The following is a 23,503-nucleotide window of genomic DNA, read 5'->3' as shown; positions in this document are numbered from 1 at the left end:
GCTGGTTCGAGCGTTACAACTCGTCCCTGACTCGCGCACCACCCTCCGTTACAGGCTGCTGGCGACGCACTCTCCAGCCGGCGCCCATTCGTCCGGTCTGACGCCAGTAATGCCCGGCGAGCAGCACCCTGAATTCACCCAGTTCCATGAGTTGTGAAACAAACTCGCCCGGACTCAGCCGGCTGACCCAGCGCCCCGCTTCGAAATCCACAGGCCGGGCCAGCAGCAAATCCCTCTCGGCCTGCGAGTAAACGGGTGTGTACCTGATCAACACGTGGTTCGGCGTTGAGTAGTAATAATCCTGAATGTCGAAACCCTGGTTCTTCAGTTCATGCGTGTGCGCATGCACCCGCGCAGGCGAAGCGAAATTTGCTCTGACATCATCAGTGTCCGGTGCGAGCGTGGTATTGCCCGACAGATGGAACTGGTGGCTGGCCACGAGTGTGTAGCCATTGGGGTAACGCGCCGCCGGATTGCGCCAACTGATCGTCGGATCACTCGACGAGCGAAATATCCGCAGGACAGGGTCCTCGGCATGGGCAGACCAGACTATTGGCTCGAGCGGGACAAATCGACTGCTGGTCGACCGCGCCAGGATCGCGCCTTCGTAGCCGGTTTCACTGTGACCGGAATCGTCCGTGCGTTGTTGCGCATAGCGGGCGGCATCGTCAGGGTGATGAAAAATCGGTCCCAGCGCCGGCACCGGGCTATCTCGCCATCGCTGCTCGTTGGAAGTATCGGCCATACGCGGTTGCCAATGCTCATCCACTTGACCCTGCCGCGACCAGTAATCGCTGGTTTCAATCACGTCGAGCCGGCCGGCCTTGGCCATCCGGTGCACGTAGTCTTTAAATCTGAATCGGCCACTGGCAATGTCACGTTCATCGATCGCTGCCTGTTCACGCGATACAAACGCATTGGGGCGCAACTCAACCTGCCCGAAAGCGTCGTAGAACACGCCGGGTTCAAACGCATGCAATTGCAGCTTCAACAATGCGTCATCGGCACAGGAGATATAGATCGGTCTGTACCCCCGCGGCGTACTGGCCTGTCGGCAGGCTTGCTGAACATCGTTGGGAAGTACAAAGACATTTCGCATATCGTCAGGCCGTGCGCCGAGCGGAGGCAGCGCTGCGCGCAGATAAATCGAATCCTGTTCAAACCCTGAAGGCAGTCTTGCCTGTTCGAATACTCGATCCACAGCCAGGCCAGAGCGTTGCACATCAACGGGCAGGCTGGCGAGGAACAAGCCATCCCGAGAGCGCAGTATGAATCCGAACGTCTGGGTGTCCCTGCTCACCGAGATTTCATGAACATACCGGGCAACAGCATCTGCTTGAACGAACACTGGGCTGCAAAGTGGTGCGCTCGCGGCTCTGGTGTAATCCATTAGAGGCTGCAGATCAGCAAAGAAAGGAACCCAGCGACTGATCTGGCGGGGCAAACCCCAGATTTCACTGCCGATGACAATTTGCAAGTAACCGGCCTTTGCCAAGGCGTCGACCCATTCACTCGGTTTCAGCTTGGCGCTACGTATGTTCTGTTTTATCGCATCGCCATCAAGGGACGCAGGAAGCGTTTTGTAATCCGTCAGAGCTGCCAAGAGATCTGCGCGCAGACGATCCCATATTCCTGGCTGATAGCGGATCAACGAACCGTCGGGTCCGAACAGGTATTCATCCCATGCCAGTCTTGGTAGCCGCTTGAAGGATGAGTACACGGTGTCGACAGACAGCATGTTCAGATAGATCTGCTTCTCAATACGAGAAAAAATGACCGACAGCTCCCTGGCCACTCTGGATCGATAACGCGCCGTGATACTGCAGCCAGCAGGAAATACCCCGGCGCCATTGCTTTCATCCGGAAAAATCTCGGTGATGTCGAAATCCTCCCGCGACACCTTGATGGGCGCAGAGGCTACGTAAAGGCCGTCGGGGCGTTTCAGAATGACGCCGCCAAAAGGTTTGTCCGTGACCAGCGGCAAGCTCGATCTGGCAAACGCTGCGGCATCGTCAGCACTCTGAAAAACCGGGCCGAGCCAGCGCCGCTGCAGATTCGCGTAGGGCTGCCACGTTGGCCTGACCATTCCTGACCGATCCCAGCACGCGCTTGTTCGCAACACCGAGAGTTCGCCGCTTTCAGCGACCGTATGGACGAAATCCGTCGGCAGCCACTCGCCGGACGCGAGCCCTCGCTTGATCGAGTCGAGTGTTGTCTGAGACGTGTCGTCATGGAACAACTTGCTTGCCTGACTCCTCGCATACTTGAGCAGAGCACCGTCCCGAGTGGCAAGATAAAACGCGGCGGGGCTTGAAGCGATTACAGGCCGACGGCGACCGTAGTACATGGCTGTTGTCAGGATGTCTGGCGAAACAAAATACTGCGCCAGCCAGTCTTCAGGGCTGCTCGAAGATGCTTCTACTTTCTGATGCGCATAAAAGCTCCCATACATGTCGAAGCCTTCCGGGTATTGATGCCACGGCGCCGACCGTCGAGAGGCGAACACCAACGCCTGCCGAAAAAGATTGCTGTCTTGACCGCTGACTGGAAACAGTTCCGTGCCGATGTATTCCTCCCGATCCTTGTGCTTGAGGATGAATCCGAACCAGGCACGGTTCTCATCGTGCAAACGCCTGTCGCCAGCAAACAGATACTGTGCCGCATCGTCCGCCGAAGAACAGACAGGACCGTACATGACGAACTCAGGCCGCTTCCATGGCAAAGGCCGAGGAGAAGATGGCCGGGGCGAAGACGACGAAGGATACGGGGGCAGCGACGGCTGAGGCTGGGACGGCGTAGGGAGTGCAGGTATGGGTGACGTCGGTTCTGCGGAGGTTGACCCGGCGGATTCTGACATGCTCCAGCCCGGTAATATTTGGCCGCGATGGCCCCACAACTCGTTGTCCGTCAGGTTGAACAGCCAGCCGGCGGCGGCCTGCTCCCTGATGAAGTCTTGCGGTCGCTTGCTGCCCTTGTCCAGACCTAGAGCCAATGGACCGGGATGCACGCGTGTTCCCAGGCGTCGCGCCAGATCCTTCGAAGCCGGGGTTGCGTAAGGTGCAAACCTGACCAGACTGTTCATGGCAGCAGAGCAATACAGAACGGTGTTATCGAGCAATACCTGCCGGACCTCTTCTACACTCAACATTTGCAGGCTTAGTAACGCCTCCTGGAGCGTCCACTGCCGGGAACTGATATTGACCGGCTCAAGCTGCGTGAGCGCGACGTGGGAGACATATCGGGCATGCACCACGTGGTCGTCTGGGAAAACCGGACGCCCTCGATTATCCCGAGGATAAAGTCGCCCCTGGTCCAGCACATCGATATCCCCTTCCAACGGCTCGGTGACCACAAAGCGTGTGTCGCTGCGCTGAAATACAAAGCCTGCGTACTGGCGGTCACGGCGAATGCCGACTTGTTCGTGGGCATACCGAACGGCGTCATCGGCGGATAAAAACGCCTGACTCAAGGGCGGCCAAGGGAAGTTCGCGAAGGGTATCCATTCCAGGCCCACCCTCCCCAAACGTGCCCAGAGCGCGCTGCCCCGCAACACCTCAAGCCGGCCCGCCAGTATCAGCATCGAGACAAATTCCCGTGGCGACAATGCTCCAGTCAGCAACCTGGATTGCACCCCGGCGTCGGTGATCGACCCGTCGGAATGCTCGACGCTCAGTGCCGCTTCTATCTCGCTGCCGCTGAAGCTGTACTTCAACATGGACGCATCGCTGGCCTGCATGTACAGCGACAAAGGTCGACCGGCCACAGCCAATTGCTGACTCCTCTTGTGACACGAAATGGCCAGAGCAATGTCCTGTGGCGTGAAGAAATTCTCGTAGAGCCACGGCTGAGCAGGAGTGAGCCGCGAAGGGTCAGGACGGGAGGCGTAGTAAAAACCTTCCAGCCTATAGCCTTCAGGCAATCGTAATTGACCGTCATCACCCGCTGCAAAGTTCTTCGCTGGATCCCATGACGCGAGCCCGAACGGGCGTGCATGGGTCGCGACATACTCATTGCCAGCAGTCTTCTTCAGCAGTAACCCCGAGTCCTGTGCACCTCTTGATTTCAGTGCAGCGAGTACCGCCCGCTCGACAGTGGAGCAAATGCGGGTCATCAAAGGTAATTCGGTCACCCTGCCCGTTGAAAAACCCTGGCCTGGTTGCCAGTCCGGCGGTACGACACCCACCGAATGCCCCCAGTCTGCACTTGAAACGAGGACTTTCAGTTCACCGACAGATGCAAGCTTATTGATGATGCTCATCACGTCACGAGTCCACGGCTCACGCCCTGGTCGTGCACCTGCCTCGTGCCAACGGTAGTAATCGAGTTCCGCTTTCGAACCACTGGGCGAATACTTGAGCAATGTTCCATCGGGGCCGGAGAGGTATGAACTACGAAAATAGGCGCGCCCATCCACATCCCCCATGAAATCGCTACTGGAGAAGAAGTTGATGAAGAGTCGCAGGTTCATTTCATCCAGTTCTGGATAGGCCTCACCTACGACATCGTGAAGAGCGGCATGGCTGTGAATGTTTGCAGCAAACCGATACCCCTTGGGCGGCTCCAACTCTCCCAGCGCATCAAAGTCGATGATGGTGCTCAAATCAAAGGTGGCGGCCTCTCCGGGTATCGGTGAAGTGGCCACGAATTTCCCATCCGGCCGCAGCAAAATCACGCTGCCATATTCCATTTCCGGCTTGGGCGGTATGCGCGTATGAACCCAATACGCAGCATCCTCCTCTGACAGAAACGGCGGACTCAGGGGAGGTAGCCTGGATTTTCGGGACTCGGTTGCGGCACGTCTGGATCGGACTGAACTATTACTCATGATAGAAACCTGCGAAGAACAATCGGGATAACGATCAAATGAGTGTGTTGCTGCACGCGCCGTGAGCCGAGATACATGTTTATCGTTTATGTATCTTCATCTTCCCGCTCAGTAGTGCGCCCCAATCTGGCGCGCCCGGACGCACCAGCGCCCGTCAGATGTCCTCTACTGGTGCGCGCCCCCACCTTACAACCGCTCTAACACGACATTTTCATGCCCGATCCCGACCGGGCACAGCCCTTGCAAAACACACCTTCAGTCGTCCGCATCTGCCAACCAGAAAAATTAAATGTTCATGGAGATCGCACAATGAAGCGTCGCAGTTTGATCAAGGCTTTCACACTAACGGCATCCATTGCCGCGATGGGCATGACCTGGACTGTCCAGGCTGCCGAGACCATCAAGGTCGGGATTCTGCATTCGTTGTCCGGCACCATGGCGATCTCCGAAACGTCGCTCAAAGACATGGCGCTGATGACCATCGACGAAATCAACGCCAAGGGCGGTGTGAACGGCAAGATGCTTGAGCCAGTGGTGGTTGACCCTGCATCCAACTGGCCGCTGTTCGCCGAAAAGGGCCGACAGTTGCTGACCCAGGACAAGGTCGCCGTGGTGTTCGGCTGCTGGACTTCGGTGTCGCGTAAATCGGTGTTGCCGGTGTTCGAAGAGCTCAACGGTCTGCTGTTCTACCCGGTGCAATACGAAGGCGAAGAAATGTCACCGAACGTCTTCTACACCGGCGCTGCGCCGAACCAGCAAGCGATCCCGGCGGTTGAATATCTGATGAGTGAAGAAGGCGGCAGCGCCAAACGCTACTTCCTGCTCGGCACCGACTATGTCTACCCGCGCACCACCAACAAGATCCTGCGTTCGTTCCTGCACTCCAAAGGCGTGGCCGACAAGGACATCGAAGAGGTCTACACGCCGTTCGGTCACAGCGACTATCAAACCATCGTCGCCAACATCAAAAAATTCTCCGCCGGTGGCAAGACTGCGGTCATCTCGACGGTCAACGGCGACTCCAACGTGCCGTTCTATAAAGAGCTGGCCAACCAGGGTCTGAAAGCCACCGACGTGCCGGTGGTAGCGTTCTCGGTCGGTGAAGAAGAACTGCGCGGCATCGATACCAAACCACTGGTGGGCAACCTCGCGGCCTGGAACTACTTCGAGTCCGTGGAGAATCCGGTGAACAAGAAGTTCGTCGATGACTGGAAGGCTTACGCGAAGAAACACAACTTGCCGGGTGCCGACAAAGCCGTGACCAACGACCCGATGGAAGCCACTTACGTCGGTATCCACATGTGGGCGCAGGCGGTCGAGAAAGCCAAATCCACTGACGTCGACAAAGTCCGCGAAGCCCTCGCCGGCCAGACCTTTGCCGCGCCGTCGGGTTACACGCTGACCATGGACAAGACCAACCACCACCTGCACAAGCCGGTGATGATCGGCGAGATCCAGAGCGACGGTCAGTTCAACGTCGTGTGGCAGACCGAAGGGCCGATTCGCGCACAACCGTGGAGCCCGTTCATTCAGGGCAACGACAAGAAGCCGGATTATGCGGTGAAGAGCAACTGAGTTATCCCGCTCAACCTGATCGTTCCCACGCTCTGCGTGGGAATGCCTCAACGGACGCTCTGCGTCCGCTTTGGGGACGCGGAGCGTCCCGGGCTGCATTCCCACGCGGAGCGTGGGAACGATCACTACGCAAGGCCACGCATATGCGCACTGCCCTCTACCGCTTGCTTCTAGCCATCGCACTATTGCTGCCGATGGTGGCCCATGCCGGCGATGCCGAAGACTTCGTCGCGGCCAATCCCGTGCAACAAGCCAAACTGCTGGAAACCTGGGCCGCGCAGCCCGATCCGGCGCGTATCGAACTGATCAACGCCCTGCAACAAGGCGAGTTGACCATCGACGGCCAACCCAAAACTCTGCGCCTGAACAATCGCCTGCGGGGTCTGATCGATACCGCCATGGCCAGCCACCAATTGCTCGCCGCCGACGCCAAAATCCGTCTGACTGCCGCGCAGCAATTGCAGAAAAGCGCGAAACCCGCGCAGCTGAAATTCCTCGACCAGCAACTCGCTGGCGAAAAAGACGAAAGCGTCCATGCCGCTCTGAGCCTGGCGCTGGCCAATCTGCAACTGGTCGATAGCGACCCGGCGGTGCGCCTCGCCGCCGTACGCCTGCTCGGCGAAACCGGCGACCCACTGGCGCGTACGCGTCTTGAAGGCTTGCTTGAACCCGGCGTCGAGAGCGATGCCGGCGTACGCACCGCCGCCGAAACCAGCCTCGCGCAAGTCAAACGCAAACTGCTGATCGGCGAGATCCTCGGCCAGGCGTTCAGCGGCATGTCGCTCGGCTCGATCCTGCTGTTGGCCGCGCTCGGTCTGGCGATCACGTTCGGCCTGCTCGGCGTGATCAACATGGCCCACGGCGAAATGCTGATGCTCGGCGCCTACTCGACGTACGTAGTGCAGTTGATGTTCCAGCGCTACGCACCGCAAGCCATCGAGTTCTACCCGCTGATCGCCCTGCCGGTGGCGTTTTTTGTCACGGCGGCAATCGGCATGGCCCTGGAGCGCACGGTAATTCGCCACCTCTACGGCCGGCCACTGGAAACCCTGCTCGCCACCTGGGGCATCAGCCTGATGCTGATTCAGCTTGTGCGTTTGTTGTTCGGCGCGCAGAACGTTGAAGTCGCCAACCCGGCATGGCTGTCGGGCGGGATTCAGGTTTTGCCGAATCTGGTTCTGCCATACAACCGCATCGTCATCATCGCCTTCGCCTTGTTCGTCGTCGTGCTGACTTGGCTGCTGCTGAACAAGACCCGCCTCGGCCTCAACGTTCGCGCCGTCACTCAGAACCGCAACATGGCCGCCTGCTGCGGCGTGCCGACCGGGCGCGTCGATATGCTCGCCTTCGGCCTCGGCTCGGGCATCGCCGGCCTCGGCGGCGTGGCGCTGAGCCAGATCGGCAACGTCGGCCCGGACCTCGGCCAGAGCTACATCATCGACTCGTTCCTGGTGGTGGTGCTCGGCGGCGTCGGCCAGTTGGCCGGTAGCTTGTTCGCGGCGTTCGGCCTGGGCATCGCCAACAAGATTCTTGAACCGCAGATCGGTGCGGTGCTTGGCAAGATCCTGATCCTCGCGCTGATCATTCTGTTTATCCAGAAACGTCCGCAAGGCCTCTTCGCACTGAAAGGACGGGTGATCGACTGATGAACCAGCCTCTGTTAGTCACGGCCACACAAAAGGCCGGACCGAAAATCACGATCGCGGTCGGCGCGGTGATCCTCGCGCTGCTGATTGCCTTGCCGCTGCTGTCGTTGTTGCCGGCGGAAAATGCCCTGTCGGTCTCGGCATACACGCTGACGCTGGTCGGCAAAATTCTCTGCTACGCCATCGTCGCGTTAGCGCTGGATCTGGTCTGGGGCTATGCCGGATTGCTGTCACTGGGCCACGGTCTGTTCTTCGCCCTCGGCGGTTATGCGATGGGCATGTACCTGATGCGTCAGGCCGCCGGTGATGGCTTGCCGGCGTTCATGACCTTCCTGTCGTGGAGCGAATTACCGTGGTACTGGACCGGAACCAGCAGTTTCCTCTGGGCGATGTGTCTGGTGGTGCTGGCGCCGGGATTGCTGGCGCTGGTGTTCGGTTTCTTCGCCTTCCGTTCGCGAATCAAAGGCGTGTATTTCTCGATCATGACCCAGGCCCTGACGTTCGCCGGCATGCTCCTGTTTTTCCGCAACGAGACCGGGTTTGGCGGCAACAACGGCTTCACCAATTTCCGCACGATTCTCGGTTTCGGCATCACCGAACCGGGCACCCGCGCGGTGCTGTTTCTGGCCACGGTGTTGCTGCTGGTGGCAAGTCTGTTCATCGGCTGGCGCCTGGCGCAGAGCAAGTTCGGCCGGGTGTTGACAGCGTTGCGCGATGCAGAAAACCGCTTGATGTTCTGCGGCTACGACCCACGCGGTTTCAAGTTGTTCGTGTGGGTGTTGAGTGCGGTGTTGTGTGGCCTGGCCGGGGCGTTGTATGTGCCGCAAGTCGGGATCATCAATCCGAGCGAAATGTCGCCGACCAACTCCATTGAGGCGGCGGTATGGGTCGCCCTTGGTGGTCGCGGCACGCTGATCGGGCCGCTGATCGGCGCCGGTGTGGTCAATGGCATGAAGAGTTGGTTCACCGTGGCGTTCCCGGAATACTGGCTGTTCTTCCTCGGCGCGCTGTTCATCGTCGTGACGCTGTACTTGCCCAAAGGCGTGATCGGTCTGCTGAAGAAACGAGGTGAACAATGAGAGTCACGGCGAGCGCTGAATTCATGTTGGAACCGGCCTTTTTCCCCGTCGAACCGAACAAGGACGAGGGCACCAGTCGCGACTCGATCGGCCTCGGCCAGCGCGTCGGCCCGGGTCTGGATACCCGCCACGGCACGATCCTCACTCTGGAAGACATCAGCGTCAGCTTCGATGGCTTTCGCGCACTGAACAATCTCAACTTGTACATCGGCGTCGGTGAGTTGCGCTGCATCATCGGCCCCAACGGCGCGGGCAAGACCACGCTGATGGACGTGATCACCGGCAAGACTCGCCCCAGTCACGGCAAGGCCTGGTTCGGTGAAACCCTCGACCTGACGCAGATGAGCGAAGTGCAAATCGCTCAGGCCGGCATCGGTCGCAAGTTTCAGAAGCCGACCGTTTTCGAAGCGCTGAGCGTGTTTGAAAACCTGGAACTGGCGCAGAAAACCGACAAGTCGGTGTGGGCCAGTCTGCGTGCGCGCCTCAGTGGCGAGCAGAAGGACCGGATCAGCGAAGTGCTGGAGACGATTCGCCTGACCACCTCGGTCAATCGTCAGGCCGGGTTGCTCTCTCATGGTCAGAAGCAGTTTCTCGAGATCGGCATGTTGCTGATGCAGGACCCGCAATTGCTCCTGCTCGATGAGCCGGTGGCGGGCATGACCGATGCAGAAACCGAGTTCACCGCTGAACTGTTCAAGTCGCTGGCGGGAAAGCATTCGCTGATGGTGGTGGAGCATGACATGGGCTTTGTCGGCTCGATTGCCGACCACGTCACCGTGTTGCATCAGGGCAGCGTGCTGGCCGAAGGGTCACTGGAGCAGGTGCAGGAAAACGAGCGCGTCATCGAGGTCTACCTCGGCCGCTGAACATTGCGAATACAAAACCTGTGGGAGCGAGCCTGCTCGCGAAAGCGGCGCATCAGGCGATGAACATGCTGAATGTCACACCGCATTCGCGAGCAGGCTCGCTCCCACAGGGTTCTGTGTGCAACAGGGAGATTTTGAACATGCTGCAAGTCGACAAGCTGCACCAGTACTACGGCGGTAGCCACATCCTCCGGGGCCTGTCTTTCGACGTGAAGGTCGGCGAAGTCACCTGCCTGCTTGGCCGTAACGGCGTGGGCAAGACCACCCTGCTCAAATGCCTGATGGGCTTGCTGCCGGCCAAGGAAGGTGCGGTGAACTGGGAAGGCAAACCGATCACCGCGTTCAAGCCGCACCAGCGTGTCCACGCCGGCATCGCCTACGTACCACAGGGCCGCGAGATCTTCGGACGCCTGACCGTGGAAGAGAATCTGTTGATGGGCCTGTCGCGGTTTCCCGGCAGTGAAGCCAAAGAAGTCCCAGGTTTCATCTACGAATTGTTCCCGGTGCTGCTACAAATGAAGCAGCGTCGCGGCGGTGACCTCTCTGGCGGTCAGCAACAGCAGTTGGCGATCGGGCGAGCATTGGCCAGCCGCCCACGTTTACTGATCCTCGACGAACCCACCGAAGGCATTCAACCCTCGGTGATCAAAGAGATCGGCGCGGTCATCAAGAAACTTGCGGCGCGCGGTGACATGGCGATTTTGCTGGTGGAGCAGTTCTACGATTTCGCCGCAGAACTGGCCGATCAGTACCTGGTGATGTCCCGGGGCGAGATCGTCCAGCAAGGTCGCGGCGAAAATATGGAGGCCGAAGGTGTACGCGGGCTGGTAACGATCTAGTACAACGAACTAATCTGTAGCTTCCTAACGATAATTACAAACCATGAATTCGACTGTTTCACCTGCCCTGTTTACCCCGAGCTGGCACGCCGAGCTGGAACTCGCTTACGCCCGTTTCGGTGACTGCACGCGTCCGGTCATGCGCCGGCACCTCGGCCCGCTGCGTGTGCAAAAGCACCTTTACGCAGAAGGCCCCGAGGTCTGCCAGCACATCATCGTCCATCCTCCGGGCGGGATTGCCGGCGGCGACCGACTGGACATCAGCGCGCGCGTCGAACAACACGCCTGGGCGCAGATCACCAGCCCAGGCGCGGCGAAGTGGTATCGCGCGGGTGGGCCGGCGTATCAAAAACTGGATTTGAAAGTGGCAGCCGGCGGGACGCTGGAATGGCTGCCGCAGGAAACCATCGTCTACAGCGCCGCGCAGGCTGAGCTGAGCACTTCGATTGATCTTGAAGGCGATGCGCGGCTGTTCTACTGGGACGTGGTCGCACTGGGTCGCCCCGCCAGTGGCGAGCGTTTTGACCGTGGGCATTTTCAGGCGCATCTGGATATTCGCCGTGATGGTCGATTGCTCTGGCACGAGCGCCAGCGCGTTGTCGGCGGTGATGGTTTGCTTGATTCGCCGATCGGGCTGGATGGCAATCCGGTGTTTGCGACGTTGTTGGTCACTGGCGAGATTGAGGCTGAATTGCTTGAGCGCTGCCGCTCGCTGGGCCACGAAGTGCGTGGGGATCTGACGCAGTTGCCGGGGCTTTTGGTGGCTCGTTGTCTGGCCAGTGAAGCGTTGCTCGCCCGCGCCTGGCTCATCGATTTATGGCGTTTGCTCAGACCCGCCCTGCTGGGTCGCGACGCGGTATCCCCCAGAATATGGAGCACCTGAAAAGCGACCCTCACCCCCCGCCCTCTCCCGGAGGGAGAGGGAGCCTGACCGAGTCGTTTGAAATGAATGTAACTGCCTGAACGAATACTGCTGACTGAACCGGCCATTGAAAACAACCGAGATCAGTCCCCTCTCCCTCGGGAGAGGGCTAGGGTGAGGGGTTGCTCCAACGGGCACCCCGCGCCCGCAAGAACCTCACAAATCTGCCCTGATGGAACCCCACAATGGACCTGACCCCACGCGAAAAAGACAAGCTGCTGATCTTCACCGCCGGCCTCGTCGCCGAGCGGCGTCTGGCCCGCGGCGTGAAACTCAATTACCCGGAAGCCATGGCCTACATCTCCGCCGCGCTGCTCGAAGGCGCGCGTGACGGCCAGACCGTGGCCGAGCTGATGCACTTCGGCACCACCCTGCTCAGCCGCGAACAAGTGATGGAAGGCATCCCGGAAATGATCCCGGAGATCCAGGTTGAAGCGACGTTTCCCGACGGCACCAAACTGGTCACCGTCCACCAGCCGATCGTCTGAGGCCGCGCCATGACTTACACCATTCGCGATGCGCTGCACGCCGACCTGCCGGCGATCCGTGACATCTACAACGACGCCGTGCTCAACACCACGGCGATCTGGAATGAACAAGCCGTCGATCTCGGCAACCGCCAGGCATGGTTCAGCGCGCGCCAGGCCCAGGCTTATCCGATTCTGCTGATCGTCGACGCCGACAACAGCGTGCTCGGCTACGCTTCCTTCGGTGACTGGCGACCGTTCGACGGCTTTCGCCACACCGTCGAGCACTCGGTTTATGTGCGCAGCGACCAGCGCGGCAATGGCCTCGGCCCACAATTGATGGCAGCGCTGATCGAGCGCGCCAGAACCTGCGGCAAACACGTCATGGTCGCCGCCATAGAAAGCGGCAACGCTGCCTCGATTCGTTTGCATGAGCGCGCCGGTTTCAAAATTACCGGGCAGATGCCGCAAGTCGGCACCAAATTCGGCCGCTGGCTCGACCTGACCTTCATGCAGCTGACCCTCAACCCTGGCGCGGAGCCGCCTGACGCCAACAAGGAGTGACACCGATGAACGCCGCCCAACTGCGCCGCGTCAATGCTGAAAGTTTTGCGCATTACCGTCAGGGTCTGATTGATCTACTGCTCGATGCCGTGGGTTACGGCGCCAGCGTCGGTTTCATGGCCGACCTCGATGCGGCTCAGGCGCGCGCGTATTTCGATGAGGTGCAGGACAACGTCAACAAGGGCAGCGTGCTGCTCTGGGTGGTGGTCAAGGACGAGCAGGTACTGGCCAGTGTGCAACTGGGCCTGTGCCAGAAGGCCAACGGCCTCAATCGTGCCGAGGTGCAGAAACTGCTGGTGCGCGAACACGCACGACGTCGCGGCCTCGGCCAGCAACTGATGAGTGCGCTGGAACTCGAAGCGCCCAAGCACAAGCGCGGCATGCTTTACCTCGACACCGAGGCCGGCTCGCCCGCCGAAGATTTTTACAAGGCGTTGGGCTACAGCCGCGCAGGCGAAATCCCTGATTACGCTTGCGATCCGAACGGCACCTATCGGCCGACCGCCCTCTATTACAAGATTCTGCAAGGAGCCCAGTGATGATTCCTGGCGAGTACCAGATCCAGCCCGGCGACATCGAACTCAACGTCGGCCGCCGCACTATCAGCCTGAAAGTCGCCAACAGCGGCGACCGGCCAATTCAGGTCGGTTCGCACTATCACTTTTTTGAAACCAACGACGCGCTGACCTTCGATCGCGCCGCCAGCCGTGGCATGCGCCTGAATATTCCGGCGGGCACGGCGGTGCGCTTTGAGCCGGGGCAGAGCCGTGAGGTTGAGCTGGTCGATTACGCCGGGCATCGGCGGGTGTTCGGATTTGCCGGACGGATCATGGGCAACCTCGACTGACTGATCGTTCCCACGCTCTGCGTGGGAATGCATCCCGTGACGCTCCGCGTCACATAACGGCGGACGCAGAGCGTCCATGGCGGCATTCCCACGCAGAGCGTGGGAACGATCAACTAAGGCAGACACATGAAAATCTCCAGACAAGCCTACGCCGACATGTTCGGCCCCACCGTCGGCGACAAGGTGCGCCTGGCCGACACCGAGCTGTGGATCGAAGTCGAACACGACTTCACCACCTACGGCGAAGAAGTGAAATTCGGTGGCGGCAAAGTCATCCGCGACGGCCAGGGCCAAAGCCAGTTGCTGGCTGCCGAAGTGGTCGACACGCTGATCACCAACGCGCTGATCATCGACCACTGGGGCATCGTCAAAGCCGACGTCGGCCTCAAGGACGGGCGCATCGCCGCAATCGGCAAGGCCGGCAACCCCGACGTGCAGCCCAACGTGACCATCGCCATTGGCGCAGGCACCGAAGTAATCGCCGGCGAAGGCATGATCCTCACCGCTGGTGGCATCGACACACACATCCATTTCATCTGCCCGCAGCAGATCGAAGAAGCGCTGATGAGCGGCGTCACCACCATGATCGGCGGCGGCACCGGCCCAGCCACTGGCACCAACGCCACCACTTGCACCTCCGGCCCGTGGCACTTGGCGCGCATGCTTCAGGCCGCTGACGCGTTCCCGATGAACATCGGCCTCACCGGCAAAGGCAACGCCAGCCTGCCGGAGCCGCTGATCGAGCAGGTCAAGGCCGGCGCCATCGGGCTCAAGCTGCACGAAGACTGGGGCACCACGCCGGCGAGCATCGACAACTGCCTGAGCGTCGCCGATCAATTCGACGTGCAGGTGGCGATCCACACCGACACCCTCAACGAGTCCGGTTTCGTCGAAACCACCCTCGGCGCGTTCAAGGGCCGCACCATTCACACCTATCACACCGAAGGTGCCGGTGGCGGTCACGCACCGGACATCATCAAAGCTTGCGGCTTCCCTAACGTGCTGCCGAGCTCGACCAACCCGACCCGGCCGTTCACCCGCAACACCATCGATGAACATCTCGACATGCTGATGGTCTGCCACCACCTCGACCCGAGCATTGCCGAAGACGTTGCCTTCGCCGAAAGCCGGATCCGCCGCGAAACGATTGCCGCCGAAGACATCCTTCACGATCTCGGCGCGTTCTCGATGATCAGCTCCGACAGCCAGGCCATGGGCCGTGTCGGCGAAGTCATCACGCGCACCTGGCAGACCGCCGACAAGATGAAAAAGCAGCGCGGCCCGCTGCCGCAGGATGGCGCAGGCAACGACAACTTCCGCGCCAAACGCTACATCGCCAAGTACACGATCAACCCGGCGATCACTCATGGCATCAGCCATGAAGTCGGCTCGATCGAAGTCGGCAAGTGGGCGGATCTGGTGCTGTGGCGTCCTGCATTCTTCGGCGTAAAACCGACGTTGATCCTCAAGGGCGGCGCGATTGCCGCGAGCCTGATGGGCGATGCCAACGCCTCGATCCCGACGCCGCAACCGGTGCACTACCGCCCGATGTTCGCCAGCTACGGCGGCTCGCTGCATGCCACCAGCCTGACCTTTATCAGTCAGGCGGCGCAGGAAGCCGGGCTGCCTGAAGCACTGGGTTTGAAGAAGAAAATCGGCGTAGTCAAAGGCTGCCGTGATGTGCAGAAAACCGACCTGATCCACAACGACTATCTGCCGAATATCGATGTCGATCCGCAGACCTATCAGGTCAAGGCGGATGGCGTTCTGCTGTGGTGTGAACCGGCAGAAACCCTGCCAATGGCCCAGCGGTATTTCCTGTTCTGACGCAGCCGCCACGCTGTAGAAAGGCCTCGGGACCGCGCCTTGCGCACAGTCTCGGGGCCTTTTTCGTGCTGGTATGAAACCACCACGCAAACAGTCGTGTAATTCTCGCCAAAGGAACTACTATTCGATTCGCTCCACCTCTTTTCAGGAACTGCCCATGCGTCTATCCGAGTTCATCCAGGCGAATATCGAGCCTATCGTCGATGAGTGGGAACAGTTCGCCGCAACTATCACGCCGGCCGCCGACTACCTTGATTCCACGGCTCTGCGCGATCACGCCAGCGCCATTCTGCGGGCCGCGGCCCGCGACATGAGCAAGCCGCAGAGCCCTGCCGAACAGGCCGCCAAAGCCAAGGGCGAAGGCCCGGAAAAGACCCCGAGTCTGGACGAGGCCGGCGCCAGTCATGGCGAGTTGCGCCACACCGTGGGTTTTGACCTGGTGCAGATGACCTCCGAGTTCCGTCATCTGCGCGCTTGCGTGATCCGCCTGTGGGTCGACAGCCTCAAAGCCCCGGACATGGCCTATTTTCAGGACATGATCCGCTTCAACGAAGCCATCGACGAAGCACTGGCCGAATCGACTGCGGCCTACGCCGAACAGGTCAATCGCTCGCGGGACATCTTCCTCGCCATTCTCGGCCATGACCTGCGTGCGCCGCTGCAAGCGGTGAGCATGTCCATCGAGTTGCTGCTGCGCAAATCCAGCCTCGAGGGCGATGCGCTGGCCTGCGCCCTGCACATCAAGCGTGGCGCGCGGCACATGGCGGCGATGGTCAGCGACTTGCTGGAACTGGTGCGCAGTCGACTGGGCAGAAGCCTGCCGATCGAACCGACGCCGATGGACCTGGCCGATGCCGCACGGGCGGCGATTGCCGAGGCGTGCGCCGGCAATCCGGAGTGCGATCCGAAGCTCAATGTTAACGGCGACCCGCGCGGTACCTGGGATGCCGGACGAATCGATCAGTTACTGCAGAACCTGATTGGCAATGCCTTGCAGCACGGAGCCAAAAAGCGCGATGTCACTCTCGATATCGATGGCGTGGGCGAAAACGTCTGCCTATCGGTGCACAACTACGGCACGCCGATTCCCGAAGAGGCGCTCGGCACGATTTTCGACCCGCTGGTGCGCAGCGCCGACGAAGAACTCGGACAGCCGTCAACCAGCCTCGGGTTGGGCCTGTTTATCGTCAAGGAAGTGGTGAGTGCCCATGGCGGCACCATCGAAGTCAGCTCGAACGAGACTGACGGGACGCGGTTCAACGTGGTGCTGCCCAGAACGGTTTAAGCAGGATCACCGCGTTATCGTTCTTCGCGAGCAAGCTCGCTCCCACAGGAGACCGTGCTCACATGTGGGAGCGGGCTTGCTCGCGAAGAGGCGCGATCAAGCAACTGATAAACATCAGGCAGACTACTCGACCACCAGCCGCGCCAAACGCTGGCGCAACATGCGGTTCTCGGCCCGCAGTTCCTGCACTTCTTCAAGCAGATCGAGTGCCAGCGCGACGCCCTCCCACTCCAGCTCCAGCTCGCGCCGCAATTTGGCGGCGCGCTTGGCTAGACTCAGTTCGTAGTCGGTGAAACGCCATTCCCGGGGCTGCGCGCCCTGAGGTTCGAGGATGCCGTGTTCGACGATTTCGAACACGTAGACGTCCGACAGATCGGCCGCCTCACAGAATTCTGCCAGGTCCAGTTGAACGATCAGGGGGCTGCTCATGATGGGCTACTCCGTCGTCGGGTTCAGAAGTTCTCTCGCGGATTGAAGGCGGTTTTCTTCGCCAGTTCCTGCCACAGCGCCTTGACCTCGTCGTCAGCAGCTTTCGGCATCACGGCCTTGAGCTGGACGAACAGGTAACCACGTTCGCCTGCCTTGTTTTTCAGGCCATGACCTTTGGCGCGCATGCGTTGGCCGTTCTGGCTGCCGGCCGGCACCTTCAAGTTGATCTTGCCGGTCAGCGTCGGCACCGCCACTTCGGCACCCAGCGCCAATTCCCACGGTGCCAGCGGCAAGGTGATGATGAGGTTTTCGCCTTCAACATCGAATTTCGGGTGCGGCGCAAAACGAATGGTCAGGTACAGGTCGCCATTCGCCCCGCCACCGACGCCCGGTGCGCCCTGCCCCTTGAGGCGGATGCGCTCGCCGTCGGTCACGCCTGCCGGGATCTTCACGTTCAGGCTCTTGCTGGTGTTGCTGACGTGCTGGCCGTTGGCGTTGTATTGCGGCACCTGGAAGGTGACCTTCTTCGATTCGTTCGAAAGCGTTTCTTCGAGGAAGATTGGCAGTTCCATTTCCACGTCTTGTCCCCGGCGCCCTGCACTGCGTTGTTGCCGACCTTCGCCGCCACCGAAACCGGGGCCGCGATTGCCGAAAATCGAACTGAAGAAGTCCGAGAAGTCACCGGTGTCACCACCGCCACCGCCAAAGCCGCCGCGGCTCTGCCAGCCCGGTGGGCCCTGGAACGGTTGACCGTGCTGACCATAACGGCGCAGCTCGTCGTATTCAGCGCGTTTGTCGGCGCTTTTCAGCGCTTCATAGGCTTCCGAGGCGTCTTTGAATTTGGCCTCGGCGTCTTTTTCCTTGCTGACATCGGGGTGGTATTTGCGCGCCAGCTTGCGATAGGCAGCCTTGATTGCCTTGTCGTCTGCTGTCGGCTCCACGCCGAGTATCTTGTAATAGTCTTTGAAGTCCATCGAAGGAGTCACCGTCCGTTATCGATTTCGCGCCGATGCCAGCATGCGCCGATTCGCGCGTGCCGGGTTGACCGATCTCAAGGTTGTGACCGGGTGGCGCAGCAGAAGTTTATCGGCAGTGGACGGCGGTTCTTGCGACCGCCGGTGGTTCTGCCGGCCCATGCCAGCAAGTTTGGGGCAAAGCTTGAGGTTTCAAGGCAGTTTAGTCGTGAAATAGCAGATGACCGGCCTTCGAATCTGGCGCGCACTGACATACACTGCGCGGCCGTTTTTTGACCGGAACCGAAAGACATGAAAGACGCCTCTCCAGCCCGTGCCTGCGGCATCGACTTCGGCACGTCCAACTCCACCGTCGGCTGGCTGCGCCCCGGCATGGAAACGATGATCGCGCTGGAAGACGACAAGATCACCCTGCCGTCGGTGGTCTTCTTCAACATCGAGGAACGCCGCCCGGTTTACGGTCGTCTGGCCCTGCACGAGTACCTGGAAGGCTACGAAGGCCGCCTGATGCGCTCGCTGAAAAGCCTGCTCGGTTCCAAGCTGATCAAGCACGACACCAGCGTGCTCGGCACGGCGATGCCGTTCAAGGACTTGCTCGGCCTGTTCATCGGCCAGTTGAAGAGCCGTGCGGAAACCGCCGCTGGTCGGGAATTCGAGCAAGTGGTACTTGGCCGTCCGGTGTTCTTCGTCGATGACGATCCGCTGGCTGACCAGGAAGCCGAAGACACCCTGGTCGAAGTGGCGCGCAAGATCGGCTTCAAAGAGGTCTCGTTCCAGTACGAACCGATTGCGGCGGCCTTCGACTACGAGTCGACCATCGAGAAAGAAGAGCTGGTACTGATCGTCGACATCGGCGGTGGTACCTCCGACTTCTCGCTGGTGCGCCTGTCGCCCGAGCGTCGTGGCCTGGATAACCGCCACGATGACATCCTTGCCACCGGCGGCGTGCACATCGGCGGGACCGACTTCGACAAACAGCTGAGCCTGCAAGGCCTGATGCCGTTGTTCGGCTACGGCAGCCGCATGAAGAGCGGCGCCTACATGCCGACCAGCCACCACATGAACCTGGCGACCTGGCACACCATCAACTCGGTGTACTCGCAGAAATCCAGCCTGGCGCTGGGCAGCATGCGTTACGACATCGAAGACACTGGCGGCATTGATCGCCTGTTCAAGCTGATCGAACAGCGCGCCGGGCACTGGCTGGCGATGGAAGTCGAAGAAACCAAGATTCAGCTGACTCATACCGACAGCCGCCATGTGCCGCTGGACCGCATCGAGGCCGGGCTGAGCGTGGAACTGACGCGCGCGCTGTTCGAGTCGGCGATCGACGCCTTGCTGGAGCGGGTACGCGGCAGCGTTACGCAACTGTTGAACGATGCCGGTGTGGCAGTGGAACAGGTCGACACGGTGTTCTTCACCGGTGGTTCGAGCGGCATTCCGGCACTGCGCAATAGCGTCTCGGCGATGCTGCCGAATGCGCGGCATGTCGAAGGGAATATCTTTGGCAGCATTGGTAGCGGTTTGGCGATTGACGCGATGAAACGCTACGGTTCGATGGCCTGATGATCGTTCCCACGCTCCGCGTGGGAATGCCGCCATGGACGCTCTGCGTCCGCTGTTGAGGCTGTGACGCGGAGCGTCACGGGATGCTTTCCCACGCAGAGCGTGGGAACGATCACGGGGTGGTTACACCATCCCGCCCAGCTTCAACTCACTCTTCAGGTACGCATAATAAATCGGCCCCGCCACCACCCCCGGCAGGCCGAACGCGGCCTCGAACACCAGCATCGCCAGCAGCAACTCCCACGACTTGGCACTGATCTGCCCGCCGACAATCCGCGCGTTGAGGAAGTACTCGAGCTTGTGGATAAAAATCAGATAGCCCAGCGCGGCAATCGCCACCCAGATCGATAGCGACAGGCCGACGATGGTGATCAGGGTGTTCGACATCAGGTTGCCGATCACCGGCAGCAGGCCGAGCAGGAAGGTCAGCACGATCAGGGTTTTGGTCAGCGGCAACTTGATGCCGAACATCGGCAGGATCACCGCGAGGAAGATCCCGGTGAAGAAAGTGTTGAGCAGGGAAATCTTGATTTGCGCGAAGACGATGTTGCGGAAGGCCTGCACCAGCAAGTGCAAGCGATCAAACAGGGCCGCCGCCAGCGGTTTGCGTTTGGTCACGTCGGGGATGCGCTGCAAGGCGATGATCGCACCGAGCACCATGCCGATCAGCAGCGTCACGAACATGTGCGCGGCGTCTTTGCCGACCAGTTGCAGGTCGGACAGGTGCTTGCCCATCCACTCGCCAATCGCTACGCGAAATTCCGCAGCACTGGCCGGCAGATAGGCGTCGATGAACGGCGGCAATTGCCCCCGCGCGCGGTCGACCACGCCCATGAACTTGTCCAGTGAGGCGCCGGGATTTTCCGCTTCATGCAATAAGAAGCTGATGGCGCCGGCGAAGATCAACGCCAGCACACTCACCACCAACGTGCCCAGCAACGCCACCGCCAGCCAACGCGCGCGGCGACCTTCGATCAGCCGTTGCAGTTGCGGGGTGAGCATGTTGACCAGTTCAAATACCAGCAGCCCGGCCAGCAGGCTCGGCAACAAGCGCAGCGGCAGCACCAGCAGCAAACCGCCGAAAATGATGATGCAACTGACCCAGAACACTACATGACGCTCAGAAAACGTTGGCATACAGCCTCAAAACGAACGGCGTAAAAGGATTGGCAGTCTGCCAGCGTTCCGGGGTGAGCACTAGAAATATGCGGAGCTTCAGCTTTTGGTGCCCGGCTTCAGATCCAGCCCTCACCCTAGCCCTCTCCCAGAAGGAGAGGGAACCGATTGGGGGATGCTCTGGATATCCAGTGACCTGAGACAGCGCCATGGAATCCATAATCGCCCGTTTTTTTCAGGTCGACGAATGTCTTGAAACACCGCGGTCAGTCCCCTCGCCCTCCGGGAGAGGGAAGGGATCGAGGAATGGCGAAGAAATCCGGCGACCTGCCAGTCCTGTATTGAATCCAGAATCGGCCAGATAGTTCAGGTCGATGGATATCTGAAAACAACACGGTCAGCCCCCTCTCCCTCTGGGAGAGGGTCAGGGTGAGGGCGCCCCCCCACAGAACCGGGTTATTTTTTCTTCAGGCAATCACTCATGAACGTCTTGCGCGCATCGCCGGTCAGGGCTTTGGTGGCGGCATCGGCGTTGCAGGTTTTCATTTTCTGCTGCTGCGGCGTCAGGGCCTTGGCATCGTTGGCCGCTGGCGCTGCCTTGAGGCAAGTGCTCATGAATGTTTTGCGCTCATCGCCTTTCAGACTCTTGGCGGTCGCATCGGCATTGCAGGTGGTCATCTTGTTCTGTTGCGCCGTGGCGGCAAAACCTTGGGAACACAGGAGCAAACCAATCATCAACAAAGGGACACGCAACATCTTCATGGAGTTTTCTCCTTGTCGCCGCACCGATGGGAACGGCCTCTGCTGGAGTGTAGCCAAATCTTGTTACACCTTCCTGCCTTCCAGATGGCTACGGCGATACTGCTCTGGCGTACACCCGGCCTGCCGCGCGAACATGGCGATGAACGCCGAGCCACTGCTATAACCGAGATCGAAGGCGATTTCCTGCACGCTGCGGTTAGTTTCCAGCGCCTCGATCGCGGCGAGATAGCGCAAGCGCTGACGCCACTCGCCAAAACTCATCCCCAGCTCCCGAACGAATTGCCGGGCCAGCGTGCGTTCGCTGACATGCACCTGCAGCGCCCAATGCGCCAGCGGCTGATTGTTGCCCGGCTCGGCCTGCAAGGTTTCGAGAATCGCCAGCAGCCCCGGACTGCTCGCGTACGGCAGATAGCATTCATGCACTGGCGCCTGTTGCAGTTGATCGACGAGAACCTGAGCCAGACGCTGATCGGCATCGAGTTCAGGAATCTTCACGTCACGGGCGGCGAAGTCTTTGAGAATCGCCTTGAGAATGTCGCTGATCGCCAGGGTACAGGCGCGCTTGGGCAGTTCGGCGCAGACCTTGGGGTCGAGGCACACCGCGCGATAGTTGACCGGTTGATGGCTGTAGAAACTGTGCTCGACCTGCGGCGGCACCCACACCGCGTACTGCGGCGGCGACATGAAACGGCTGCCGTCGACGTCCATGTGCAGCACGCCATGAGCGGCGTACTCCAGCGTGCCCCACGGATGCCGATGCGGCGCGGCGAATTCATGGGCATTGAAGTCGGCGTAGCGGAAGTACACCGCTGACGGCAGTTCGCTGAAATCCAGCAGATCGATGTGTTTGCTGTTCATGCTGTCCGGTTTCAGAGGCAGGTTGTCCGGTTCGCAGTATAGGCCTGCATCCAGACAAGGGATAATCGCCCTTCATCAACGTACTGGTTTCGACTCATGCAATACGCGTTTCCGCTGCTGGCGATTTTTATCTGGGCCGGCAATACCGTGATCAACAAACTGGCGGTCGGGGCGATTTTCCCCGCCGAGATCGGTTTCTACCGCTGGCTGCTCGCCGGTTTGCTGTTCACCCCGTTCATGCTCAAAGCCGTAATCGCGCACTGGCCGCAGATCCGTCCGAATCTGAGCAGGATTTTCGTTCTTGGCGTACTCGGCATGGCGGTCTATCAGAGCCTCGCCTACTTCGCCGCAACCCTGACCACGGCGACCAACATGGGTATCATCCTCTCGCTGATGCCGTTGATGTCGCTGGCCATGGCGATCATCAGTCTCGGCCAACGCCTGACCGCCGGTGCGCTGGTCGGTGCGGTTCTGTCGTTTGCCGGCGTATTGGTCGTGGTCTCGTCCGGCAGCCTCGGCGCGTTGCTGCAGCACGGCGTGAACATGGGTGATGCGATGATGCTGATCGCCACACTGGCCTATGCGATCTACAGCACTTTGCTGAAAAAATGGCAGCTGCGCCTGCCGCCGCTGGTGTTGCTGTATTTGCAGGTGCTGGTGGCGATTGTCGTGTTGTTTCCGCTGTATGCCGCTTCGCCGAAGACTGGTTTGACCCTGCAGAACATACCGCTGGTGCTATATGCGTGCCTGCTCGCGTCAATGCTCGCGCCACTGGCGTGGATGCAGGCGGTGCAGCGCCTGGGGCCGAGTCGCACGACGTTGTTTTTTAACTTGCTGCCGTTGATTACCGCGCTGATTGCAGCAGGGGTGTTGAAGGAGCAGTTGGCGATGTATCACCTGGTGGGTGGCTTGTTGACCTTGGGCGGGGTGATTCTGTCCGAGCGTTGGACCACCGTGTTGGGCCGCCGGGCCAGCGTTGCCTGATGGAAAAGATCGCAGCCTGTGGCAGCTTCTACATGAGCTCGAGGCGTTCACAAAATTTGTGTGCGACACCGA

General features: G+C 60.1%; 20 protein-coding genes. 14 read left to right on the top strand and 6 right to left on the bottom strand.

Annotated features, from left to right (window positions below; genetic code table 11):
• Positions 1-13: 13 nt before the first annotated feature.
• A complete protein-coding gene (locus CKW26_RS02365) occupies positions 14-4,687 on the bottom strand; it encodes a DUF4329 domain-containing protein (protein WP_177409218.1) in 4,674 nt (1,557 codons plus the stop codon).
• A 447-nt stretch (positions 4,688-5,134) separates the two neighbouring features.
• Between CKW26_RS02365 and urtA the strand changes: the two genes are divergently transcribed.
• From urtA to CKW26_RS02305, 12 genes are all read left to right on the top strand, one after another.
• Positions 5,135-6,400, top strand: a complete 1,266-nt coding sequence (gene urtA / locus CKW26_RS02360) for an urea ABC transporter substrate-binding protein (protein ID WP_095047339.1) — start codon at positions 5,135-5,137, stop codon at positions 6,398-6,400.
• Positions 6,401-6,543: 143 nt separating this feature from the next.
• Entirely contained in the window at positions 6,544-8,046 is a 1,503-nt protein-coding gene (gene urtB, locus CKW26_RS02355) for an urea ABC transporter permease subunit UrtB (RefSeq protein ID WP_095047338.1), read from the top strand.
• Positions 8,046-9,125 carry an urea ABC transporter permease subunit UrtC gene (gene urtC / locus CKW26_RS02350; protein ID WP_095047337.1) on the top strand — a complete coding sequence of 360 codons (1,080 nt, stop codon included), beginning with the start codon at positions 8,046-8,048 and terminating at the stop codon, positions 9,123-9,125. The genes urtB and urtC overlap by 1 nt, the downstream gene beginning before the upstream one ends.
• Positions 9,122-9,991 carry an urea ABC transporter ATP-binding protein UrtD gene (urtD, locus tag CKW26_RS02345; protein ID WP_095047336.1) on the top strand — a complete coding sequence of 290 codons (870 nt, stop codon included), beginning with the start codon at positions 9,122-9,124 and terminating at the stop codon, positions 9,989-9,991. Before urtC ends, urtD begins: the two co-directional genes overlap by 4 nt.
• Before the next feature lie 140 nt (positions 9,992-10,131).
• Complete coding sequence (gene urtE, locus CKW26_RS02340) at positions 10,132-10,830, top strand: urea ABC transporter ATP-binding subunit UrtE (protein WP_095047335.1); 699 nt, start codon at positions 10,132-10,134, stop codon at positions 10,828-10,830.
• A gap of 43 nt (positions 10,831-10,873) precedes the next feature.
• Complete coding sequence (locus tag CKW26_RS02335; protein ID WP_095047334.1) at positions 10,874-11,713, top strand: urease accessory protein UreD; 840 nt, start codon at positions 10,874-10,876, stop codon at positions 11,711-11,713.
• 224 nt (positions 11,714-11,937) lie between these two features.
• Positions 11,938-12,240, top strand: a complete 303-nt coding sequence (gene ureA, locus CKW26_RS02330; RefSeq protein WP_007915951.1) for an urease subunit gamma — start codon at positions 11,938-11,940, stop codon at positions 12,238-12,240.
• A gap of 9 nt (positions 12,241-12,249) precedes the next feature.
• Entirely contained in the window at positions 12,250-12,783 is a 534-nt protein-coding gene (locus CKW26_RS02325) for a GNAT family N-acetyltransferase (protein WP_095047333.1), read from the top strand.
• 5 nt (positions 12,784-12,788) lie between these two features.
• Positions 12,789-13,322 (top strand): GNAT family N-acetyltransferase, encoded by a 534-nt coding sequence (locus CKW26_RS02320; RefSeq protein ID WP_093430218.1) that lies wholly within the window; start codon positions 12,789-12,791, stop codon positions 13,320-13,322.
• Positions 13,322-13,630 carry an urease subunit beta gene (locus CKW26_RS02315; RefSeq protein ID WP_095047332.1) on the top strand — a complete coding sequence of 103 codons (309 nt, stop codon included), beginning with the start codon at positions 13,322-13,324 and terminating at the stop codon, positions 13,628-13,630. Before CKW26_RS02320 ends, CKW26_RS02315 begins: the two co-directional genes overlap by 1 nt.
• A gap of 126 nt (positions 13,631-13,756) precedes the next feature.
• Positions 13,757-15,457, top strand: coding sequence for an urease subunit alpha (ureC, locus tag CKW26_RS02310; RefSeq protein ID WP_095047331.1), 1,701 nt, complete (start codon positions 13,757-13,759; stop codon positions 15,455-15,457).
• Positions 15,458-15,614: 157 nt separating this feature from the next.
• On the top strand, positions 15,615-16,742 hold the full coding sequence (locus CKW26_RS02305) for a sensor histidine kinase KdpD (RefSeq protein ID WP_095047330.1): 1,128 nt from the start codon (positions 15,615-15,617) through the stop codon (positions 16,740-16,742).
• 123 nt (positions 16,743-16,865) lie between these two features.
• Here CKW26_RS02305 and CKW26_RS02300 read toward each other — a convergent pair whose 3' ends face one another.
• Together CKW26_RS02300 and CKW26_RS02295 are read right to left on the bottom strand one after the other, a co-directional pair.
• Positions 16,866-17,171 carry a chaperone modulator CbpM gene (locus CKW26_RS02300; RefSeq protein ID WP_095047329.1) on the bottom strand — a complete coding sequence of 102 codons (306 nt, stop codon included), beginning with the start codon at positions 17,169-17,171 and terminating at the stop codon, positions 16,866-16,868.
• A 23-nt stretch (positions 17,172-17,194) separates the two neighbouring features.
• Positions 17,195-18,145, bottom strand: a complete 951-nt coding sequence (locus CKW26_RS02295) for a DnaJ C-terminal domain-containing protein (protein ID WP_095047328.1) — start codon at positions 18,143-18,145, stop codon at positions 17,195-17,197.
• A gap of 291 nt (positions 18,146-18,436) precedes the next feature.
• Between CKW26_RS02295 and CKW26_RS02290 the strand changes: the two genes are divergently transcribed.
• Positions 18,437-19,711, top strand: coding sequence for an Hsp70 family protein (locus CKW26_RS02290; protein ID WP_095047327.1), 1,275 nt, complete (start codon positions 18,437-18,439; stop codon positions 19,709-19,711).
• A 123-nt stretch (positions 19,712-19,834) separates the two neighbouring features.
• Here the strand turns inward: CKW26_RS02290 and CKW26_RS02285 are convergent, their stop codons facing one another.
• The 3 genes from CKW26_RS02285 to CKW26_RS02275 form a co-directional block, all read right to left on the bottom strand.
• A complete protein-coding gene (locus CKW26_RS02285) occupies positions 19,835-20,848 on the bottom strand; it encodes an AI-2E family transporter (protein ID WP_093430211.1) in 1,014 nt (337 codons plus the stop codon).
• A gap of 435 nt (positions 20,849-21,283) precedes the next feature.
• Positions 21,284-21,589, bottom strand: a complete 306-nt coding sequence (locus CKW26_RS02280; RefSeq protein WP_077570711.1) for a PsiF family protein — start codon at positions 21,587-21,589, stop codon at positions 21,284-21,286.
• Positions 21,590-21,652: 63 nt separating this feature from the next.
• Positions 21,653-22,447 carry a helix-turn-helix transcriptional regulator gene (locus tag CKW26_RS02275; RefSeq protein ID WP_095047326.1) on the bottom strand — a complete coding sequence of 265 codons (795 nt, stop codon included), beginning with the start codon at positions 22,445-22,447 and terminating at the stop codon, positions 21,653-21,655.
• A gap of 96 nt (positions 22,448-22,543) precedes the next feature.
• Here CKW26_RS02275 and CKW26_RS02270 point away from each other — a divergent pair, with 96 nt between their 5' ends.
• Positions 22,544-23,431: a DMT family transporter gene (locus CKW26_RS02270; RefSeq protein WP_095047325.1), complete on the top strand. Its 888-nt coding sequence runs from the start codon at positions 22,544-22,546 to the stop codon at positions 23,429-23,431.
• Positions 23,432-23,503: the final 72 nt, after the last annotated feature.

The organism is Pseudomonas sp. Irchel s3h9, assembly GCF_900187475.1.
Taxonomy (GTDB): Bacteria; Pseudomonadota; Gammaproteobacteria; order Pseudomonadales; family Pseudomonadaceae; genus Aquipseudomonas; species Aquipseudomonas neuropathica.
The sequence above is the reverse complement of the archived record's forward strand: the minus strand, read 5'-3'. Positions and strand labels throughout refer to the sequence as shown.

Excerpts from the sequence above, each read along its gene's own strand:
- CKW26_RS02365 (WP_177409218.1), bottom strand. The coding sequence starts at position 4,687 with ATGGAATATGGCAGCGTGATTTTGCTGCGGCCGGATGGGAAATTCGTG.
- urtA (WP_095047339.1), top strand. The coding sequence starts at position 5,135 with ATGAAGCGTCGCAGTTTGATCAAGGCTTTCACACTAACGGCATCCATT.
- urtB (WP_095047338.1), top strand. The coding sequence starts at position 6,544 with ATGCGCACTGCCCTCTACCGCTTGCTTCTAGCCATCGCACTATTGCTG.
- urtC (WP_095047337.1), top strand. The coding sequence starts at position 8,046 with ATGAACCAGCCTCTGTTAGTCACGGCCACACAAAAGGCCGGACCGAAA.
- urtD (WP_095047336.1), top strand. The coding sequence starts at position 9,122 with ATGAGAGTCACGGCGAGCGCTGAATTCATGTTGGAACCGGCCTTTTTC.
- urtE (WP_095047335.1), top strand. The coding sequence starts at position 10,132 with ATGCTGCAAGTCGACAAGCTGCACCAGTACTACGGCGGTAGCCACATC.
- CKW26_RS02335 (WP_095047334.1), top strand. The coding sequence starts at position 10,874 with ATGAATTCGACTGTTTCACCTGCCCTGTTTACCCCGAGCTGGCACGCC.
- ureA (WP_007915951.1), top strand. The coding sequence starts at position 11,938 with ATGGACCTGACCCCACGCGAAAAAGACAAGCTGCTGATCTTCACCGCC.
- CKW26_RS02325 (WP_095047333.1), top strand. The coding sequence starts at position 12,250 with ATGACTTACACCATTCGCGATGCGCTGCACGCCGACCTGCCGGCGATC.
- CKW26_RS02320 (WP_093430218.1), top strand. The coding sequence starts at position 12,789 with ATGAACGCCGCCCAACTGCGCCGCGTCAATGCTGAAAGTTTTGCGCAT.
- CKW26_RS02315 (WP_095047332.1), top strand. The coding sequence starts at position 13,322 with ATGATTCCTGGCGAGTACCAGATCCAGCCCGGCGACATCGAACTCAAC.
- ureC (WP_095047331.1), top strand. The coding sequence starts at position 13,757 with ATGAAAATCTCCAGACAAGCCTACGCCGACATGTTCGGCCCCACCGTC.
- CKW26_RS02305 (WP_095047330.1), top strand. The coding sequence starts at position 15,615 with ATGCGTCTATCCGAGTTCATCCAGGCGAATATCGAGCCTATCGTCGAT.
- CKW26_RS02300 (WP_095047329.1), bottom strand. The coding sequence starts at position 17,171 with ATGAGCAGCCCCCTGATCGTTCAACTGGACCTGGCAGAATTCTGTGAG.
- CKW26_RS02295 (WP_095047328.1), bottom strand. The coding sequence starts at position 18,145 with ATGGACTTCAAAGACTATTACAAGATACTCGGCGTGGAGCCGACAGCA.
- CKW26_RS02290 (WP_095047327.1), top strand. The coding sequence starts at position 18,437 with ATGAAAGACGCCTCTCCAGCCCGTGCCTGCGGCATCGACTTCGGCACG.
- CKW26_RS02285 (WP_093430211.1), bottom strand. The coding sequence starts at position 20,848 with ATGCCAACGTTTTCTGAGCGTCATGTAGTGTTCTGGGTCAGTTGCATC.
- CKW26_RS02280 (WP_077570711.1), bottom strand. The coding sequence starts at position 21,589 with ATGAAGATGTTGCGTGTCCCTTTGTTGATGATTGGTTTGCTCCTGTGT.
- CKW26_RS02275 (WP_095047326.1), bottom strand. The coding sequence starts at position 22,447 with ATGAACAGCAAACACATCGATCTGCTGGATTTCAGCGAACTGCCGTCA.
- CKW26_RS02270 (WP_095047325.1), top strand. The coding sequence starts at position 22,544 with ATGCAATACGCGTTTCCGCTGCTGGCGATTTTTATCTGGGCCGGCAAT.